Here is a 20458-nt window from a genome sequence, read left to right as displayed (position 1 = left end):
GATGCCGCAAAGGGGCGAGGCGGCGGCAAGGCGCATGGCCTGAACGCCCATCTCCGGCAGGCGGCTGACCATGGAATCAAGCGAGTTTACCGATGCGCTCATGCGGCGGATCATGCGGTAATTCTCCTGCCGGATACGCGCAGCAAAGGAATCTATATCCTGCCGGGGAACCAGATAGCGTGTCAGCACGCGGCTGAAAACCTCAATGGAGGTTTCAAATTCTTCCGCGATCACTTCGTTCGCGCCAAGCGCACGCAGGGGGGCCACCTCGCTCACAAAGCGGGTGCGCGCAATGATGTGGAGGTTAGGGTTGAACCGCCGGGCTTCAATAACAATGGAGCGCACCGCCGCAGGGTCGGAAATGACGATGGCGAGCACACGCGCCTTGGTGACGCCCAGATGCTCCAGCACGATGGGCTGCGAGGCGTCACCGTGCGAAATGGGTTCCTTGTGCCGATACCGGGTAACGGTTTCGGGATTCATTTCAAGGATGGTATAACATACGCCGGATTCTCGGGCCACATGGGCCAGGTGTTTGCCGCTGATGCCAAAGCCCACAATGATCAGGTGGTCTTCCATGGCGCAGGCGCCTTCGTGGTCTTCGGCCTTGGCAAGCATCCGCTCGTTGCGCTTGCCCGCAACCTTGTCGGCAAGACGCGGGGCCACAGCCATAAGGCCGGGGGTCAGCATCATGGTGAGCACGCTGACATCAAGAAATGTCTGATAGGCGTTCATGTCAAACAGCCCGGACGCCAGACCAGATGCCGCCAGAACAAAGGCAAATTCGCCCACCTGCGCGAGAGAAAGGGACGTGACAATGGCAGCGCGCAAAGGATAGCCCTGCACCAGCACCGAAGGCAGGGTGAGCAGGGATTTTATGACGATGAACAGCGCAGTCAGAACAATAATGGCGACAAAATGCTCTAAAAAAAACTCCAGATTCAGCATCATGCCCACCGAGATGAAAAACAGGCTCATGAAAACATCGCGGTAGGGCAAAATACCCGAAATAACGCTCATGCTGTATTCCGAGCGGGCAAGCATCAAACCGGCCAAAAAGGCCCCGAGCGAGAGCGAAAGGCCCAGGTAGTTGGTCAGCATGGCCATGCCGAGGCACAGGCCAAGGGTGGAGAGCAGCAGTATTTCTCTCGTGCGGGTGCGCACCACGGCTTCCATAAGCCTGTTGAGGCCAAAGCGGGCAAAAAGCAGCACGCCGCCCAGCACCACCACCACGCGCAGTGTTGAAAACACAGCGCCCTGGAGCGAAAGCTCAAGCGTGCCCGCAAGCAGGGGCACCGCCAGCAGCATGGGCGCTACCATAATGTCCTGAAAAACAAGAATGGCAAGGGAAAGTCGGCCTGTGGGCGTGTTGGTGGCCCCGCGCTCCTGCAAAATACGCAGCACAATGGCCGAGGACGAGAGCGCCACCAGACAGCCCCAGAAAAGGCCTTTCTGGTACGAAGCATCGCGCAGCAGCATGGCAATGCCCGCCACGGCAAGAACCGTCAGGCCGATTTGCAGGCTGCCGCCAAGAAAAACGGGCCGTTTCAGGCGGTTGAGAGCCTCGCCCGAAAGTTCCATACCTATTGTGAACAGCAGCATGGCAACGCCGAGTTCAGCAATATGGTCAATGGCCTGCATGTCCTTGACGATACCCAGCAGGGAAGGGCCGCACAAAACGCCTGTCAGCAGAAAGCCCACGGTGGCGGGCAGTTTTATTCTGTTGCAGACGATGGTGACGAAAATTGAAAGAAGAAAAATAATGACGATTTCATAGAGCAAAGGAACTTCCATGCAGCCTCCTGCGGCAATCTAGCACTGCGACCATATACAGCGCAAGGCGCGCTGCCGCAACAATATTTGCGGCAGCGCGCTGCCCGTCCAACTGGTTGCAATGTATGGCAGGATTGTAGTTGCTGTGCAAAACGTCAGCAGCTCTCGCGCATGTCGGGCAGAGCCACAAAAGGCCCGATAGTTATGCCCTGCGCCGGGGCCTGCATGACCTGCTTGCCATCGTCCATGCGCACCAGAGCATTGGGCAGAAATTCCACCCGCAAGGGAACAACCACGGTGCGCAGCATGGTGAGCTGATCTTTTTCCAGGCGAGGCGACATGCATTTCTGCTCCGTACCCTGCTGCCAGCGCAGGGAACAGGCGGCGGTGACAAGGCTGGAAACCGTGCCGGCTTCAGCAAAGCACAGGGAATTGACGTCGCCGCAGATGGCCGAGGCGGCGGGGTCGTAGGCCGCAATCTGCCCAATGGAGGTTGGCACATGCGCAGGGCGCGCCGGTTCGCAGCTTCGCAGCGCGCCGCTCTCATAAAAGGCGCAGCCGTACCTCACGGGCATGGAGCCAAGCGGGGTGGCAAGCAGGATTGTTTCGCCGGGCCAGAAGGTGACGCTCTCCAGCACGCCTGAAGGATAGAAACGCAGGCCCTGAACCTTGGCGTTCACTTCCTGCCCGTGCAGAGAAAGGGATATCTGGCTTGCCAGTTTGCGCTCGTCCTGTTCTGTCCAGTAACCGCTGAGTTTGCCCTTGCGCAGGAGTATGCGCTTGAGCGCGCCGTTTCCGTGCCAGGCCAGCCATTCGGCGGGCAAGTCGCCAAGGGGTGTGTTTACAGTCGTTTGATTTTGCAGCTCCAGATTGCGCCACATGCCATTGGGATACAGGCTGAAGCTCTTGCCGCTGCTGCGGCGTACGTCTTCCGCTTCGTAAAGGGGCGTGAGCCAGCCGTGGGGCGTGGGCACGGTATCTTCTGCCAGCAGGCGGCAATCCTGCGGCGCGCCGTCGGGCCAGCGGGAGAGCACATGCACGTTGGCGATGGCGCCATAGGGCGTAGCCACAGTATCAAGTTGCAGGGCGGTACTCATAACATAGACTCCTAACGTCCATTTGGCGCAGATTCGCCACAGAGCGTATGCGAAATACGGGCGCGGACGGTTCCGTCTTCCTGTCGGGTGAGGGCGCATGTCAGACGCTGCTGGTGCATATGCTCCTCAAGCCAGGGGGGCATGTGTCCGCAGATGATTTCCAGTTCCACAAAGGGCGTAGACGCAAAAAAGGGACGCAGGGCTTTTTTTGATGTGATTTCCGGGTGCGCGGCCTGCACTTCCATAAGATTAATGCTGTACACGCCGGGTGTATCGGTGGGCGTGGGCGCGGTGGGAACCTGCGCCTCCCCCTGGGCGGACGCCAGAATCTCGCTGGCCAGGGCATCCAGAATATCGGGCGAGAATGCGTCCAGCTCGCACAGGCAAAAGCCCATGCGGCTCAGTTCATTGTACGCAAGGCCTGAAATGCTGGCCCCGGCTATGGCAGCCTCTGCGGGCAGCAGAAGGGCCAGTTGACGCAGCCGGTCGCGCATCTGGGGCAGGGTGCCGCAGCCTTCAAGAGAAAAAGGCACGGGATCACAGGCATGCCAGCCCTTGCCCGTGCTCCAGTCGCGCTGCCAGACGGAAAGGTGGGTGCAGTTTTCCATGGCGGTGATTGAATTCTCTGTATTTTCGAGCACTGCAATGCAGTCGCATTTCATGGCGATCTCCGTATGCTGGGGCGTCCAGAGTGTTAGCGGCAACGAGTGATGTAATTATTTAAAATAACATCTATCTGCCGTAATTATGATAAATTTGTTTTGGCACAAGATGGATTTTGTTCTCTGCCAAGGAAGACAAGCCTGTTTTTGAGGGAGTGTACTCTTATAGTACTCGACCGAAAAAACTGGCGCAGTATGCGCTAGTCGTTGCCCGCTTGTCGGGCTTACGAATAGCGACAGCAATGGACGTGTAAGGTTCATTTTTAACCAACTGCTGCCGTTATCCGTAGCTTCCTGCGTCGCAACGGCTAACGCAACGCTGGCAGAGGACAAAAGACGCTTGTGCCGTTAAAGACCAAAGGGGCGCGTGCCATAGCTGTAACCCAGATGCTTGCCCCAGCCGTTCATGGATTTTTGCGGCAAAAGTGTAGCCGCAAGGCGCTCCAGTTCGAGTGCCTTGCGCGCATCCACCGCGCACGAGGTATTGCCCAGCCGCGCAGCCGCAGCCGTAAAAGTGGCAAGCCCGCAGTTGCCCGCCCGCTCGCCAATGCCCCACAACGTTGTATTGACGTAGCGCGCCCCGGCGTTCACAGCCATGAGCGAATTGGCAACAGCCATGCCAAAGTCGTTGTGCGCGTGGATTTCCACATCCACGCCTGCCTCGCGCAGCATGCGCACGGCTCGCCAGACCTTGTCTGGCGTGTAACAGCCCACAGTATCGCTGAGCCGTACCCGCACCACGCCGCACTGACGCGCGGCCCTCGCCGCATCGCGCAATTGGTCGGGCGAGGCATGGGAGGAATCTTCAAAGCCAACAGTCACTTCCGCACCACGGCTTGCGGCGAGCGCCGCGCACTTGGCAAGGGAGGCCATTACCTCTGCGCGGGTTGTTTTGAGCTTATCCTTGATCTGCCGGTCAGAAACCGGGCAGCACAGATGAATGATATGCGGAGAGCAGTCAAAGGAGTGGCGCACGTCGCTTTCGCGCAGGCGGTTCCAGGTGGAAACGCGGGCATTGGAACAGGCCTCGCGGATGGAGCGGATGGTGGCCTTTTCGTTTTCGCCCATGGCGGGAACGCCCGCCTCGATCTGGTCCACGCCAGCTTCGTCCATCATGGCGGCAAGGCGGATTTTCAGGGCAGGAGGGAATGCAAAGCCGGGAGCCTGCTCGCCGTCGCGCAGGGTGGTATCGACAATAATGATCTCAGGCATGGCCCACCTCCACAGAAACCGTTGCGCCCGAAAGACCGCAACAGTCCGTTCGGGCAGAAGACAAGGATTCGGGGGGATGGCATGCGTGACACAGGTCGAGAAACTGGGCATCGGTCAGGCTGCATTGCTGGCGCTCGGCAAGCTGCTGAACCAGTTCCAGCATATGTTCTTCCGCCGTGCGCGGCAAGTTCAAACCAAGCTGGCTGGCCTTGATGCGCAACGAAACACGCCCTGAGTGCTTGCCCACCACAATCTGGCGTTCAAGCCCCACAGTGGCTGGAGTATATGGCTCGTAAAGAAATGGCTTTTTGACAATGCCGTCCACATGAATGCCGGATTCCACAGCAAAGATATCCGCGCCCAGCACGGCTTTGTGGTGGGAAATGTCCTGTCCTGCCTCCTTGAGCAGGGCTGTTGCTTCAGGCAGTTTGTCCAGATGCGTCAGGCCTGTCTCCAGACCCTGAGCGTGCAGGCTCAGGGCCACTTCTTCCAGGGCAGGCCCGGCATCGGGGCCGTACAGGGCAGAGCCGCCAATGCAGCCCGCCACCCGAGGGGCACCCTTGAGCAGCCACAGCACGGCAAGAGCCGTGGCGCAGCCCGCATGATCGCCGGGGCAGAACTCCACCGTATCCTTGATGGCGGCAAAGCGCGGCCAGAGTTCCGTTTCAAAGGTATAAAGAGCGTCACAGCAACCGCTCAGGCGCGCCCATGGGCCGTAAGGAGTCGAGCGTTTGCCCGTGCGGCGGGCCTTGGTGCTGGCTGCTGCAAATTGAAGATCTGGGGGAATTTCGACCACAAAACCCATGTGGTGCATGAGGTCGATCCATTCCCCGGCCCAGAGCGCAAATGCGTCTGCGGTCTGCCTTTCCTCTTGCGAGTGCGCGGCTGGCAGCACCCGGTAGAGCAGGCAGAGCGTTCTGTCCACCAGTTGCGGCATGGAAATAACCTCTTGGCAAAGATGGCGTGTGCCCCGGCCTGACCGGTTTGCCTCCGGCCAGGCCGATGGATTGAGCCGGAATTATCCGCAGAGCGCCCTGGCGGCGTCATTCACGGCCTTGTCCACATTTTCATAGAGGGTGAACACGCGTATTCCCTTTGTCTCAAGCTTTTTCAGCGGGCTTTCGCCTATGCGCAGGGCCAGCACGCCCTTGCAGTCGTCCACGGCGGCCAGAATGCCCGCCATGCGCCCGGCCTTTTCGCCGCAATCGTCCATGCCGTTGCAGTATTTGGAAACACTGCGGGTTTCCACATAGCTGGCGGCGTCGCCGTCGCTTTCGTAGATGTAGAACTGCTCGGCCTGCCCAAAGTGCTGATCAACGGTCATGCCTGTCTTGGAAGCCACGGCGATGCGTATTTTGCGGGCCACTGTGGGCCTGGCTTCTTCCGCTGCGGGGGCCTTTTCGGCCACGGGCGGGCGGTACTCAATGGACTTGTCGTCGCCCAGCAGGCCCACGGCATCGGCGCGGCACTGCTTGCAGTGGTACATCTGCTTGAGCGTGGGCTCGCAGCTGCGGCGCATGTCCATGAGCTCCTTGTTGCTCACAAGGGGCATGTTTTCAAAAACGCTGCCCTTGACCGGGATGAGCTGCATGATGTTGGTCATCACAGCGCCCAGTTCGCGCGCGGTTTCCACAACCTGCGGGATGTGCCCGTCGTTGATGCCCTTGAGCAGCACCGTGTTGACCTTGCTCACTATGCCCGCCTGGGAGAGGGCGCGCAGGCCCGCCATCTGGTTTGCCAGCAGGAGGGCGGCTGCGGTTTCGCCCGTGTAGCGCTTGCCCCTGTACATGGCGAACTTGTAAATCTGCGCGCCAATGGCGGGATCAACGGCGTTGATGGTCACGGTGGCGTGGCTTACGCCCACGCGCTTCATGTCTTCCACGTATTCCGGCAGGGCCAGACCGTTGGTGGACATGCAGAAGGTGATATTGGGGTCTTCCCGGCGGATCATCTCCAGCGTGCGGAAGGTTTCCTCGGGATTGGCCAGCGTGTCGCCAGGGCCGGCGATGCCCACAACCGTAAGGTTGGGCATGTCGTGCTTGACCTTCATAAAGTGGTCAAAAGCCTGTGCGGGCGTGAGCACTGCGGTGGTGACGCCGGGGCGGCTTTCGTTAACGCAGTCGTACTTGCGCAGGCAGTAGTTGCAGCTCAGGTTGCACTTGGGCGCGATGGGCAGATGCAGGCGCGCCGAGGTGGCGCAGGCCCCACAGGAAAAACAGGGGTGCGACTTGGTGCGCTCCGCATTGACGGCGGCGGCGCTGCCAGCGGCATGGGCGGCTGTGGGGGCAGTTACAGGCACAAGCGGCTCCTTGGCCGGGGCCACAACTTCTATGCGGGAGGCATCAGCTTCCATGGCGGCTTCTTCCTTGAAGTATTTGTTGAGAAGCTCCTCGCGGAAGCTGCCCTCGGTGAACTGCAACATGGCGTTGGCCGTGGCTTCCATGAGGCTGAGCGAACCGTCATAGAAGAGCATGCGGGTGCGCTGGCCGCCAACCCTGTCGTGGATGGGAAAGCCGTAGCGCAGCAGCGGAACGTGGTGGCGTTCCTCAATGCGGCGGCCATCGGAATTGCCAAGTATGAGGTTGGCCTTGCGCGCCAGCATGGCGTTTTCAATGGCGGCAAAGTCCGCAAAATTCAGAATGTCGTAATCGCCGCTGAACTGGGTTTCCGTAGCCTGAGCCATGTCGGGCGCAAGCGTTTTTTCAAAGGCGGCGCAGCGGCTGCCGGTGGCGGCCACCACGGGCACGGCTCCATTTTCGCACGAGGCGCGCACAAGGGCCAGCACCATGTCCGGCTCGCCGAATACTGCAACGCGGCACTGGGCGTTATATTTGTGCGCATCGATCATGGCGTCAAGGTAGCGGGCGCGCTCTTCGCGCACAGTGGCGGGAATGGCCCCGCCAAGGGCTTCAAGCGTGGCTACAAAGGCGTCCGTATCGCGCAGGCCCACAGGCAGGTTCATGCGTAGGAGCGGCACGCCGTAAGTATCGCGCAGGTACGCGCCTGGGGAGTAGCCCTCGGGGCAGAAGGGCGCAAGTTCAAGCGTCATGCGCGCGCCAGCCATGAGGCCGATGCGGGCAAGCGTTGTGCCGTACTGGGGCAGCCTGTTATAGTCGTCTTCATGCCCGCCATCAAGATTCTGCGAAAGGTCGGGCAGGAGCACGTATTCAAGGCCGCTGGCGTCAAGCAGCTGCTTGAGCGCTCTGGTATCCGCCGCAGAGAGGTGCCCGGTGATGATGTTGACCACGTTGTTGGGCGTGGCGTTCATGGGCACGTGGCGCACAATGGCGTGCAAGGCGCGGAAAAATCCCTCGTACTGCGAGCCGCTGTAACCCGGCGAGGTCACAGGAATGATGGTGGCCGTCACTTCCGGGTGTTCGTCCTTGAACTGCTTGATGATGGCGGGCACGTCCTCGCCGATGGTTTCGGCAAGGCAGGTGGTGGAAACGCCGATCACCTCGGGATTGTAGAGCTTGATGAGGTTCTCAAGCCCCTTGAGCAGATTCTTGGTGCCGCCGAAGACCGTGCCTTCTTCCGTAAGTGAAGAGGAGGCTATATCCACCGGCTCATTGTAATGGGTTGCCATGTGCCGCCGAATGTAAGTGCTGCACCCCTGCGAACCGTGCAGAATGCTCATGCTCTTGCTGATGCCGTAAAAGGCGCTTACCGAACCCATGGGCATGCACATCTTGCAGGGATTTGTATTCAGGTTGACAAGATTGGCGCTCATTGTCTTCTCCTTATGTTCCAGGCGGCCTTTGGGCCGCGGCGGCGGGCAAACTGCGTGCAAGCCGATTACGCTGTGCTAGAAATGTGCTGCTCTTGCTGCCAGTGCTTCACGCACCAGACTGGCCTGCGCCTGCGTTGCTTCGGCAAATGAAGCAGAGCTGCGCGTGAACTGCCACACAGGGCTGTTGATGGAAAGGTTCACCTCGCGGGTGAAGTTTTCCACGCCTTCAAAACCGCCCAGAGCGTGCTTGCGCTCGTGGTTGTGATCGCAAAAGGCAATGCCGAGCTTGTAGGCCAGCGGGCGTTCCTTGACGCCGCCCACCAGAATATCCGCGCCTTTCTGCTTCATGAATGTTTCAAGCTCTGCCGGGTTGGCATCGTCCAGAATGACGGTGCCGGGGTTAACAAGGCTTGAAATGATTTCATAGTCTTCGGGCTTGCCGGTCTGGGTGCCGACAACCACAGTTTCAATGCCCATTTCGTTAAACTGACGGATGAGCGATATGGCCTTGAAGCCGCCGCCCACAAAGATGGCGGCCTTTTTGCCCACAAAGTGCGGCTTGTACTGTTCAAGAAATGCTTCAGCCTTTGCGCCGCGCTCAGAAATAAGAGCTTCAGCCTTGCGCTTGGCGTAGTCGTCATTGAGGCGATCGGCCACCTGCCGCAGGGCGGTGGAGGTGTCTTCCACCCCAAAGAAGCTGGCGCGCATCCAGGGGACGCCCATTTCGTCTTCCATGCGGTGGGCCAGATACATCATGGAGCCGGCGCACTGCACGATGTTGAGCTGGGCAGCCGGGGCCTTGATGAGGGTTTCATACGCGGCGTCGCCCGTGAGTGTGGCGACAATGGGAATGCCCATCTCGCGCAGGTAATTGCGGATGATCCACATTTCGCCCGCAAGGTTGTAGTCGCCAAGGATGTTGACGCCCTTGATCTTGGGCTGTTCCTTGTGCGGCTCCATGAGCTGCACAAGGGCGTTGCAGGCCATGCGGTAGCCCGTGGACTTGGTGCCCGAAAAGCCCGGGGCCTTGACCGCGATCACGCGGATGCCGTGCTTTTTTTCCGCATTGCGGCACACGGCTTCCACATCGTCGCCGATCACGCCCACAATGCAGGTGGCGTACACAAAGATGAGCTTGGGCGAGTAGTTGGCTACGGCCTCGTCAATGGCGCGGGTGAGCTTTTCCGCACCGCCAAAGACGATGTCCTTTTCCTGCAAGTCCGTGGAAAAACTGTTGCGGAACAGTTCCGACCCGCTGGTGAGGCTGCCGCGAATGTCCCAGGTGTAGCTGGCGCAGCCGATGGGGCCGTGTACGATATGAAAGGCATCGGTAATGGGGTTTAACACCACGCGCGCACCGCAGTACACGCAGGCCCGCTGGCTCACGGAACCGGCCACGCTGGCCGTATCGCAACGCAGGCCGTCGCCGCTACAGCCGCCCCCGCCCTTGTTTCCCTTTTCCTTGATGGACGTACGGCGTTCTTCAAGTATTTCCATAGCCATGGGAACCCCCTTGCAAGGGCGGGGGGATGCCCCCCCGGCCCTATTGCGGCTTTGAGCCGTCTTACATAATCAGATCCATGTCTTCGTCAGCGCAGTTGCGGTCAAACTCTTCCATAAGCGTATCAGCGATCCGGGTGGCGAGCTGGAAGGCTCCACGGTAACCGACCATGGGCAGCGATGCGTATCCGTAACGGTCAAGCACCGGGAAGCCGGCGCGTACCAGCGGAATGCCTTCGGCCTTGGCGATCTGCTTGCCGTGCGAGTTGCCGAGCAAGAGATCAACGGGTTCTTCCTTGATGAACTGGTGCAGGTCAAAGAGATCCTTGGCGGCAAAGGCCTGGCACTCTTCTTCCTTGCCGTATTCCTTGAACATGCCGTTGGCCAGCTTGACGAAGGTTTCGCCGGGCGTACCAGTGAGCACGTACTTGGGGATCATGCCCAGTTCAAGGCAGAAGCGGGTCATGCCAAGCACTGTGTCGGGGTCGCCGTACACGGCAACCTTTTTGCCGTAGAAGTACGGGTTGGCGTCCAGCATGAGGTCAAGCAGGCGACCGCGTTCTTCGTCAATAAGCGGGTCAACTTCGCCGCCGTTGAGGTTTGCCATGGCCATGATAAAGGCATCGGTATCGGCCAGGCCGATGGGCAGGGGCAGCAGGTCAAAGTCCACGGCGCACTTGCGCTTGAGCTGGGCGGCGGGTTCCTCGCTTGTAAGACGGCCAAGGGCCAGAACCTTGCGGCAGGAGCCGAGCGCGCGGATTTCTTCAACCGTGGTGCCGCCATCGGGATACATCTTGTATTCGCCGGTCATGGGCGCATCCATGACGTTGCTGCAATCGGGGAACATGATGGACTTGAGCTTCATCAGGTTCACAAGGTGCTTGTATTCACGGATGTCGCCGGGGTTTACAAAGCCGGGGAACACCGCCACTGTTTCAGTGGTCTTGCCCTTGGCGGCAAGGTATTTGATGAACCCGGCCATCATGTTGCCAAAGCCCGTCACGTGCGAGCCAACGTAGCTCGGCGTGTTGCAGTGCACCACGATCTTGTCGTCCGGAATTTCCATTTCGTCGATGTAGGTCTTGAGGTCATCGCCGATGGTTTCAGAAAGACAGGTGGTATGCACGGCAATGATATCAGGGTTGTAGACCTCAAACGTGGTCTTGACGCCCTGGCGGATGTTGGGGCCGCCGCCGAACACGCACGCGCCTTCGGTAAAGGAACTGGTGACGGCAATGGCTGGTTCCTTGAAGTGACGCGTAAGGTAGGTGCGGTGGTAGGAAGCGCAACCCTGCGATCCGTGGCTGTAAGGCATGCAGTTGCGCACGCCCAGAGCGGCAAACAGAGCTCCAACAGGCTGACAGGTCTTGCACGGGTTGATAAGAACGCCCGATCTGTTCACATGTGTCTTTGGGGTGAGGTCAAGCATACTATTCTCCCACAGTTCCTTGCAGGGTGGCGCGATTCTTCCAGGGCGGGGTTACCATGTGCCACGCGGGGGTGAAGTACCCCATGCAGAGGTCGTAACCGAACTGCGTTGCGCCCTTGAAACCCGCGTAAGGCCCGCTGTAATCGTAGCTGTGCAGCTGGCGCGAGAGGGTCCCGGCCTTTTGCAGCGCGTACTTGTCCTTGATGCCGGAGAAGAACATGTCGGGCTTGAGGATTTCCATAAATTTTTCAGCTTCGTACATGTTGAGGTCGTCAACCACGTAGGTGCCCTCGTCCATGTCGCGTATCATGCCGTGGTACTTTTCAAGCGGGATCTCGGCGGCCAGCTTGTCGTACTGTTCCTGCGTAAGGTAGGCGTGATACTTCTTTTCGTCCTTTTCCACGGTGATGTGTTCAATATTCTTGCTGTCCGCGTCATCCTTGATGTTGGGGATGATTTCCCGGCCTTCGTAGTCGTCGCGGTGGCCGAATTCGTACCCGGCAAGCACGGTCTTGATGCCCAGGTCCTGCAACAGGCCCTGGTAGTGGTGCGAGCGGCTGCCGCCCACAAAGAGGGCTGCTGTCTTGCCGTTGAGGCGGGCCTTGTAGGCCGCCATCTGATCCTGCACCTCGGCCAGTTCTTCGGCGATGACCTGTTCGGTGCGCTGCGCAAGCTCGGGGTCGCCAAAGTAGGCAGCCATGTCGCGCAGGCTCTGAACTGTTCCTTCCAGGCCGATAAAGTTGACCTTCAGCCAGTCCACGCCGTACTTGGTCTTCATCATTTCGGCGATGTAGTTGATGGAACGGTGGCACTGCACGAGGTTCAGGTTTGCCTTGTGCGAGCTGGCGATGCGTTCCACTTCACCGTCGCCGGTGAACACCGAAACCACTTCGTAGCCGATTTTTTTAAGGATGCGTTCCTGTTCCCAGCCGTCGCCGCCGATGTTGTATTCGCCAAGGATGTTGATCGAATACTTGGTGGCGGGTTCATAATTGCCAGTACCAATAACGCGCTTCATGAGGCCGTTGTTGGCAATGTGGTGGCCCGCCGACTGGCTTACGCCCTTATACCCTTCGCAGCTGTATGCCACGCAGCGGATACCGTATTCTTGTTCAGCTTCTGCGGCCACGGCCTGAATGTCGTCGCCGATCAGGCCCACAGGGCAGGTGGCGGCGATCATGATGGTCTTGGGATGCATGAGCTCCATGATTTCGTCGATGGCCTTCTTGAGCTTCTTGGTGCCGCCAAAGACGATGTCCGGCTCCTGCATGTCTGTGGTAAAACAGTACTGAATGTAGTTGGGGGCATCACCCTCGGCCTTGGCCTTGTTGCGGCGCGTGCCCCAGCTGTAGAAGCCGCAGCCCACGGGGCCGTGTGTAATCGTGACCATGTCCTTGATGGGGCCGAGCACAACGCCCTTGCAGCCAGCGTAACAGCAGCCCCGGTTGGTCATGATGCCGGGAATGGCACGCGTGTTGGCGATAATAATCTGGTCTTCCGCAGGATTGACCTTGAGCATGTGCTCCTTGCGGTTCTTGAAGACCTTGGCGTTGTAGCGCTCAAGCACTACTGCGTTGGCGTCAATACTCATACATACCTTCCTTATGCGTCAGCGCGCTCGCCCGTGCGAACCACATAGGATTCTTCCACCGGCATCACAAAAATCTTTCCATCGCCGGGGTGGCCGGTGCTGTTGGCCTCTATGATGGCCTTGACCACAGCTTCGACCTTTTCATCGGGAACGCAGATATTGAACAACCGCTTGGGGATCAGCCTGCCCACTTCGGTCAGGGATTCGCCCGCCGGAGTGCGCGGCAACTCGCCGCTTTCCATAACCATGCGCAGGGTGGCGGGATCAATGCCCTTTTTGCCGCGCCCCAGGCACTTGGTGCATGAGAATGAGGGGCATCCGGCCTTGGACAGGGCATTTTTTGTCGCTGCCACCATGTTGGCTCGAACCATTGCAACTATTTCCTGCATGGGAGCCTCCTACAGGCCGGACTTGCCGCTGCTGATGGTCCAGGCCTCGCTGACGCTTGAAACAAATATTCTGCCATCGCCAAAGTGACCGTCGCCCGTTTTTGCCACGCGCAGGATAACGCGGATGGCATCGTCCTTGTCTTCGTCGCTGACCACAAGCATGAGCATCTGCTTGGGAATTTCATCGTACTGAATGTCGCCCACCATGATGCCTTTCTGCTTGCCACGGCCCACCACATCAAGCTTGGTAACGGCTGGAAAGCCTGCTGCCAGCAGCTCGGAGAGAACCTCGGTGGTCTTTTCAGGCCGAATAATCGTGCGAATCATCTGCATTGTTGTTCTCCGTTTCGTGCTGTTGGTTTAGGCGTCCATCAAACCGTGTTCCATGAGCAGCTCTTCGAGCCGTTCCTGGGAAAGGGGCTTGGGAATGATGAACATGTCGTTACCGTCGATCTTCTGGGCCAGGGTGCGGTATTCGTCGGCCTGTCCGCAGGTGGGGTCAAATTCGATAACGGTCTGCTTGTTGATTTCGGCGCGCTGCACCATGTTGTCGCGCGGCACAAAGTGGATCATCTGGGTGCCGATTTCCTTGGCAACGGCAGAGACAAGCTCGGCTTCGCCATCAACCTTGCGGCTGTTGCAGATGATGCCGCCAAGGCGCACGCCGCCGGTGTTGGCGTACTTTTTGACACCCTTGCAGATGTTGTTGGCGGCGTAGAGGGCCATCATTTCGCCCGAGGCCACGATGTAGATTTCCTGGGCCTTGCCTTCACGAATGGGCATGGCGAAACCGCCGCACACAACGTCGCCCAGAACGTCATAGAACACGTAGTCGAGGTCTTCGGTGTAGGCGCCAAGGCGTTCCAGCAGACCGATGGAGGTGATGATGCCGCGCCCGGCACAGCCAACGCCCGGTTCGGGGCCGCCGGATTCCACGCAGCGGATGCCCTTGAAGCCGTTTTTGAGCACCAGATCCAGCTCGATGTCTTCACCCTCTTCACGCAGGGTATCGAGCACGCTCTGCTGGGCAAGGCCGCCCAGAATAAGGCGCGTGGAGTCGGCCTTGGGGTCGCAGCCCACGATCATGATGTTCTTGCCCATTTCGCCAAGGCCGGCGTTAAGGTTCTGTGTGGTGGTGGACTTGCCGATACCGCCCTTGCCGTAAATAGCTACCTGACGCATGAGATTCCCTCTGGGTTTGATGTTCCCGCGCTCGTTGCGCTTGTCCCTCTTTGTGCAGAAACCGTGCCGTTAGATTAACTATTTAATATTATTCATTAATTTTATAATCTGTCCGCACAATCAATACAAAATTGTTAAGATGGCCCACGGTGCAGAAAAAACTGTCCTGTCGGTAACTTGCTTTAATGATAGAGTTTTATTTGACAAAAATTTTCTGGCGTAAACCGCCGATACAAATTTGTTTGAAATTGGGAGCGTGTCGCAAAGAAATCACCATGCGTGAATGTGCGGGGGCATAACTGGCTGTATTTGGGGCATACGGTGATGGACGCGGCAGAGGAAAACAGGCATGGCGGCGCTGATTGCCCATGAATGCAGAAACCCCGGTCCATCAGGCAAATGGGGCGGGAACGGGGATTGAATAGCAAAAAGGCGGTAACTTGAGAGTCGTGCGCGGGGAGGAAGGAAGCGGTTCCGGCAAGAACGTATCTGCTCGGACGGATTAGCCAGTGGGGGGAGACAAAAGGGCTTATGCTTTGAACATGGTCAACCCCTGCATGCCGCAAAGGTGTATATGTCCGAAGCCTGGAGGTGTTGATTCAAAATTGTATCAAAATAGGAATGGAGGTGTAAAAGAAGTAAAGCGTGAACACGCAACTCGTACAAGAAGTACGGCGGGCATGATCGGGCGCACGGCGTATGCGCGGTATATGCGGCAGAAATGCAGTTCGGGGTTCGGCGGTGGGGATGGTAGTTTTACGCGCAGCCAGAAGTTTTTGAAGTATCTGGCGGATCCGTGCGGTGATTAAGAGGTGCGCCAGATCAACATTTCAAGGGAATATTCCGTGCGCTCCACATATTCCCCGTTCTGGTTGCGAAATCCCTCAAGATGCGCGGCAAGATGCCGCATGTCCGGCTCAGCGCCACGGGCGCGCAGGTTGGCGGCGCAGGCTCCCATCAGCTTATCGTGGGTGTGCGGCACAACCCACTGGCCGTCAACGGGCAGCGCGGCATACTGAATGCGCTGACTCTCAAGCCATGCGCGCATATCTGGGGCATCGGCAAACTGCGGCGGCGTGATGCCGTAGTGCGTGTACAGCCCTGCCATGACATCCGAAGTTTTGCGCTCGGTAAACCCCATAAAGACCACCTGCTCCAGAGCGTAGTGCTGCAGCTTTTCGCGGGCGGCGTCATCGCTCAGGGCCGGAGTCATGGAAGCAAATACAATCTGAAAGCGCTCCTCAAGGGCAAAGTGTTCCCAGTCTGAAAGCACGGGCCGTATGTTGGCAAGGCCCTGCGCGGCGGCATCCTGCATGAGGATGCGGAGCATTTCGTCAGATATATCCACTGCCGTGACCGATGCGGCCTCCTGCGCAAGGCGGATGGTGTACATGCCGCTGCCGCAGCCCACATCAAGAATGCTCTTGCCATGAAAATCCACGCCGTTGTCACGCGCCAGCTGGAGCATGCGGGCCTCGTAGGTGTCGGCCCCGGCTTCAAAACGGGGAAAGGACTCGGCCCTGCTGTTCCAGAATTCTCTGGTGCTATTTTTGGCTGTCATGGCGTATCCTTTGGGCTGGCGGCAAACCATCTGGACAACGGGTGCAATGCACAGAAAATATTCGTCTGACGGTGCGGCAAAGCCGCTGCCTGCTCTTGATTTTCGGTAGTGTTGGCAAAGCCGACATGCACGTGGCAGGCGGCTAACCGCCTGCCACGTGTTATAATCATGAAGCGCTGCGTGGACCAGAAACCTAGCGGGCTTCGAGGCGCTGCCGCAGAATGGTGACAGGGTGCAGGCTGAATTTGCCGGAACCGTGCGTGATCTGCACGCGGCAGGTGCCGCACTCGGAAACCGCCGCCTGCGCGCCGCTTTCGCGTACCTTGGCGAACAGTTCCGAGCCCACGGTCTGGGCAATGTCGTATTTTTCCTTTTTAAAGCCGTAACTGCCGGAAATGCCGCAGCAGCCTGCATCAGCATTTTCCACGGTCACGCCGTCAAGGCGGCGCAGCAGTTCCAGCCCTGGCAGGCCGTTGCCCTGCGCCCGCAGATGGCAAGGCGCGTGATAGATCAGTTTGAGGTCGGGCAGGGTCTGCTTGCTGTCGGCCTTCAGCGAAAGGTCGCCGCTGTCCACAGCATCCAGCAGAAATTCCTGCGCGTCCGCAAGACTGCATGCACCGTACTTTTCCGCCACATCGGGGAAGTATTCCGGCAGATCCACCCGGAACATGAGGGCGCAGCTGGGGCAGCCCGTCACCACGGGTAGCCCTGCATCGCGCCACTGGCCCAAGGCCTTCAGGTTATGTTCCGCATTGGAGCGGGCATGCTGCCAGAAGCCGTTGGCAACCATGGGCAGGCCGCAACACACAAGTTCCTCGGGCACAATAACCTTGTAGCCCGCGCGGTTCATGGCCCACACCATATCAAGGCCGGTGCGCGGGTCATACACGTCCACGTAGCAGCCGGGGTAGAAAACCACGCTGCGCTTGTGGTCGGGCTGGTGCACATGGCGCATGAGCTGGCGGAAGGTCTGGGGCGCAAAGGCGGGCAGGGGCGCGCGTTTGTCGATGCCCAGCGCATCCAGCACCGTGCGGGTAACTGGATTGAGCATGCCGAAGTTCTTGAGCGCCGCCGGAATGAGCCGCAACCACTTGGCCATGAGCTCGCCGTGACCAAGCACCCAGTCGCGCAGGCCGGGGGAGTGCTTCTTGAACTGGTCGGCCCTTGCCATCATGTTGAGGCTGGAAACCGGCACGCCGTGCGGACACGAGATGTCGCAGTTTTTGCAGTTGGCGCAGTAGTGCAGCGAGGGGTCTTCCGTCAGGCCCAGCAGGCGAAAGCGCTCATAGGCAGGGCCTATCATGCGCGGCCCCAGAAACTTGGGGGTCGCATCCGCTACGGGGCAGTGCACCACGCAGGTGGTGCAGGCTATGCATTTGTCTGGATTGATGCGCACGCTCATTGGTTTTCCCCGGCAGCGGCGGCTGCGGCGGCCATAAGGCCCGCCTGCCAGCCCGTGGCGATGGCAACGCCGTGACCGCTTTTTTCTGTTGCGTAATCATATCCGCCAAGGCTGCGCCCGGCGAAAAAGACGTTTTGCCAGCGCACCACGGCGGCATCGTCCACAGGCCGCATGGTGCGGTCAACGCGTACACCCATGCGCGAGAACAGATGGTTGCCGAAAATTTTCGGCTCTGACCACTGCGAAACATCCTGCGGCACGTTAATGTCGATGCCGAACACGGAATCCCAGCACTGGCCGGGTTCAAGCGTCATGCCGCCGCCAAGGATGCCGCCGGTGGCGGTTACAAAGGCGCGGGCGGCGTGGTGGCGTTCCTGCCCGGAGGCCTCGGCCACCAGGGCGGTGCAGGTTCTACCAGTCGTTTCGGCGCGCAGAACCGTGGTGTTTTCCACCAGTTCAAAGTTGTGCTTGTTCAGGGCCTGCAACAGGGCGTCGCGCAGGCGCAGGCCGCCGACCCCCGGAGGGATGGACAGCATTTCCACCACAGGGCAGCCAGCGGCGGCGTTGACAGCCTGCCAGACTTCCGGATTGGCCTTGCTGCCGCAGAGCGGCGGAATAAGGATAAGGTCGTACTTTCCGGCATGCGGGGCAAGGGCATCCAGCAGCCAGCGGCGGCTATGCGGCTTGTCCGCCATGCGGGCCAGATCAAGCGCCGATATGGCGCGGTGGGTGTCGCCAAAGGGCGAGGGCAAAAGCCCCTGGGTGAATTCCTTGTCGGCCCAGCTTTTGTAGCGTCGCAACTGGCTGACCACCAGGGAGGGGCGGCAGTCTCGCAAGCCCTGTACGCTCAGCACCAGCACCTTTTTGGCGCTGGCGAGCGCCTCTGTGTGCAGGCTGGCTGGCAGCAGATAGGTGGGTTTGAGCGTTCCCATGATGGTGGGCAACTGGGTGTTGCGCGGCGTGCCGTCCTGCGAGAGGGCGGGGCGCATGGGCCAGTGCTGGCCTTCCATCACATCTGCAAAGAACTGAAAGGCCGAGCGGACGCTTTCTGCCCCAAGCAGGCTGTAGGGATGGTCTTCAGGCAGCATGGCCAGTCCCTGCCACGGATCGGCGGCAAACCTGCCGTCAGCGTAGCCAAGAAAATCCACCGAGCCGCCGCTGATAGCCAGCGAACCCATGCCCGTTGTGAGCAGCCGTACGCTGCGGCCCTGATCCGCTGCGGCAAGGGCGGACACAAGGCCTGCCATGCCGGAGCCGACCACCAGTACGTCAACAATCCTGCTCATGGGCGGCTCCATCAAGATTGAGTGTTCCCGCGTATACAGCGCGGCCAAGCTCCATTTCACGCGCTTGCATGCCCCACAGGGCAGGGCGCAGACCGCCCCAGCGTTCCTGAAGGAAGCGCCGCACGTTGTCGGTGGCTGAAAATTCAAGGGGAATGTCGTGTTCGGAAAGCGCGGCAACCGCCCGCAACGAGCAGAACGTACCCTGGCAGGTACCCATGCCCAGGCGTGTGCGCAGGCGGATATCCGTCAGCGAATGGGTGGAGGCATCGCGCGCCACGCATTCAATCTCGGCCATGCTGACCATTTCGCATTCGCAGAGCAGGGGGTTGGAATCGGCCCTTTCCGCGCGTTCGATCACAGGGGTCAGGTCATCGCCCATGCGGTCGGCCATAAGCTGGATGCCCTGAACCGGAAAGTACTTGGCGGCGCGGGAAAGCGTGGCTTCGTCCGGATCCGGCACAATGGCTTCTTCAGCCGTGCGGCAGGGGGCGGTAACGCCAAGTTTGGCGCAAACTCTGTCTGCGGCGCGTTCGCCCATGAGGCGGTAGGTGGTCAGCTTGCCGCCAAAAATGGAAATCATGCCATCAAGGCCCTGTTCCGCATGATCCACAACATGGAAGTTGCGGCTGGCCTTGCGCCCGGCGGCCCCGCCCGGCGTGTAGAGGGGGCGTGTGCCCGCAAAGGCGCGCAAAATGCGGTAGCTGCGCACATCCGGGAACAGCGGCTCACCGATTTTGAGCAGGCGCAGCACTTCCTCGCTGGTGGGGGTAGTGTCGTCCGGCCTGTCGGTGGGTATGGACGTGGTGCCAAGAATGGTGATGGAGCCGTGCGGTACATAAATATCGCCATCAGAGCCAGGGTGCAGGCGGTTGACCACGCGCGAAGTGAAGCGGTGGTTAAAGACCACAAGCGTGCCACGGTCGGGCGAAACCGCTACATCCTGACCAGCCAGCGCCGCAATGCGCCCAGACCATGAGCCAGCTGCATTGACAACAACAGAGCAGGCAATCTCAATGGTTTCGCCAGTATTCTTGTTGATGGCCGTAACGCCGCAGATCTTGCCGTTCTTTTGGCAGATGCCGGTCACTTCATGATAGGTGAGCATCTGCCCGCCGTGGCGCCTGGCCGACATGGCGTTGTGCAGCACCAGCCGGAAGCCGTCCACGCAGGAGTCAGGCACGCGGAAAACGCGTTTGACCTCGGGGGACATGTTGGGTTCAAGGCGCAGGGCTTCCTTGACGTCAATTTCACAAGCCTCAATGCCCGCGCGGCCGCAGGCCTCAACCCAACGATCCACATAGGCGGGGTCGTCCTCGGGCGTGAGCGCAAAAAAACCTTCGGTTTGTTCCACGCACTGCCTGCCAATGCGCCGCACGATCATGTTTTCTTCAATACATTCACGCGCGGATTCATTATCCCCCACGGCATAACGGCCGCCGCTGTGCAGCAGGCCGTGAAAGCGCGAGCTTGTGCCGTGGGCCAGGCCGCCCTGTTCGAGCAATATGGCAGGAACGCCGCGCATGCAAAGATCGCGCAGGGTTCCTATGCCTGTTGCGCCGCCGCCGATGACGACAACAGTAGTTTCAAGCATGGTTTCTCCAGTGGAGCAAATTGTCGGAATCGTCCTGAAGCATGCAGACGCTG

The 20458-nt window shown here is 59.5% G+C and carries 16 protein-coding genes; all 16 read right to left on the bottom strand.

Features of this window, described 5'->3' with window-relative positions; translation table 11 throughout:
* A partial coding sequence (locus tag VEZ52_RS08330; protein WP_324836413.1) for a cation:proton antiporter occupies positions 1-1794 on the bottom strand: 1794 nt, incomplete at its 3' end.
* A gap of 134 nt (positions 1795-1928) precedes the next feature.
* Positions 1929-2870: a hypothetical protein gene (locus tag VEZ52_RS08325; RefSeq protein ID WP_324836412.1), complete on the bottom strand. Its 942-nt coding sequence runs from the start codon at positions 2868-2870 to the stop codon at positions 1929-1931.
* 11 nt (positions 2871-2881) lie between these two features.
* On the bottom strand, positions 2882-3532 hold the full coding sequence (locus VEZ52_RS08320) for a Fe-only nitrogenase accessory AnfO family protein (RefSeq protein ID WP_324836411.1): 651 nt from the start codon (positions 3530-3532) through the stop codon (positions 2882-2884).
* Between the two features lie 348 nt (positions 3533-3880).
* Positions 3881-4744 carry a homocitrate synthase gene (locus VEZ52_RS08315; protein WP_022659252.1) on the bottom strand — a complete coding sequence of 288 codons (864 nt, stop codon included), beginning with the start codon at positions 4742-4744 and terminating at the stop codon, positions 3881-3883.
* Positions 4737-5681 carry a homocitrate synthase/isopropylmalate synthase family protein gene (locus VEZ52_RS08310; RefSeq protein ID WP_324836410.1) on the bottom strand — a complete coding sequence of 315 codons (945 nt, stop codon included), beginning with the start codon at positions 5679-5681 and terminating at the stop codon, positions 4737-4739. The genes VEZ52_RS08315 and VEZ52_RS08310 overlap by 8 nt, the downstream gene beginning before the upstream one ends.
* A gap of 81 nt (positions 5682-5762) precedes the next feature.
* Positions 5763-8474 carry a nitrogenase cofactor biosynthesis protein NifB gene (gene nifB, locus VEZ52_RS08305; protein WP_324836409.1) on the bottom strand — a complete coding sequence of 904 codons (2712 nt, stop codon included), beginning with the start codon at positions 8472-8474 and terminating at the stop codon, positions 5763-5765.
* Positions 8475-8549: 75 nt separating this feature from the next.
* Positions 8550-9977 (bottom strand): nitrogenase iron-molybdenum cofactor biosynthesis protein NifE, encoded by a 1428-nt coding sequence (gene nifE / locus VEZ52_RS08300; protein ID WP_324836408.1) that lies wholly within the window; start codon positions 9975-9977, stop codon positions 8550-8552.
* Between the two features lie 61 nt (positions 9978-10038).
* On the bottom strand, positions 10039-11403 hold the full coding sequence (locus tag VEZ52_RS08295) for a nitrogenase component 1 (protein ID WP_324836407.1): 1365 nt from the start codon (positions 11401-11403) through the stop codon (positions 10039-10041).
* Position 11404: 1 nt separating this feature from the next.
* A complete protein-coding gene (gene nifD / locus VEZ52_RS08290; protein WP_324836406.1) occupies positions 11405-12994 on the bottom strand; it encodes a nitrogenase molybdenum-iron protein alpha chain in 1590 nt (529 codons plus the stop codon).
* A gap of 11 nt (positions 12995-13005) precedes the next feature.
* Positions 13006-13383, bottom strand: coding sequence for a P-II family nitrogen regulator (locus VEZ52_RS08285; protein ID WP_324836405.1), 378 nt, complete (start codon positions 13381-13383; stop codon positions 13006-13008).
* A gap of 9 nt (positions 13384-13392) precedes the next feature.
* Positions 13393-13716, bottom strand: a complete 324-nt coding sequence (locus VEZ52_RS08280; RefSeq protein WP_240824535.1) for a P-II family nitrogen regulator — start codon at positions 13714-13716, stop codon at positions 13393-13395.
* Between the two features lie 27 nt (positions 13717-13743).
* Positions 13744-14565 (bottom strand): nitrogenase iron protein, encoded by an 822-nt coding sequence (gene nifH, locus VEZ52_RS08275; RefSeq protein ID WP_022659260.1) that lies wholly within the window; start codon positions 14563-14565, stop codon positions 13744-13746.
* Positions 14566-15370: 805 nt separating this feature from the next.
* A complete protein-coding gene (locus VEZ52_RS08270; RefSeq protein WP_324836404.1) occupies positions 15371-16126 on the bottom strand; it encodes a class I SAM-dependent methyltransferase in 756 nt (251 codons plus the stop codon).
* A gap of 193 nt (positions 16127-16319) precedes the next feature.
* Complete coding sequence (locus VEZ52_RS08265) at positions 16320-17528, bottom strand: anaerobic glycerol-3-phosphate dehydrogenase subunit C (RefSeq protein WP_324836403.1); 1209 nt, start codon at positions 17526-17528, stop codon at positions 16320-16322.
* Positions 17525-18814 carry an anaerobic glycerol-3-phosphate dehydrogenase subunit GlpB gene (glpB, locus tag VEZ52_RS08260; RefSeq protein WP_324836402.1) on the bottom strand — a complete coding sequence of 430 codons (1290 nt, stop codon included), beginning with the start codon at positions 18812-18814 and terminating at the stop codon, positions 17525-17527. Before glpB ends, VEZ52_RS08265 begins: the two co-directional genes overlap by 4 nt.
* Entirely contained in the window at positions 18798-20405 is a 1608-nt protein-coding gene (gene glpA, locus VEZ52_RS08255) for an anaerobic glycerol-3-phosphate dehydrogenase subunit GlpA (RefSeq protein WP_324836401.1), read from the bottom strand. Before glpA ends, glpB begins: the two co-directional genes overlap by 17 nt.
* Between the last annotated feature and the right edge of the window lie 53 nt (positions 20406-20458).

Source organism: Desulfovibrio sp. (assembly GCF_035644575.1).
Lineage (GTDB): Bacteria > Desulfobacterota > Desulfovibrionia > Desulfovibrionales > Desulfovibrionaceae > Desulfovibrio.
Note: the sequence above shows the minus strand (reverse complement) of the source record. Positions and strands in the feature narration are given on the sequence as shown.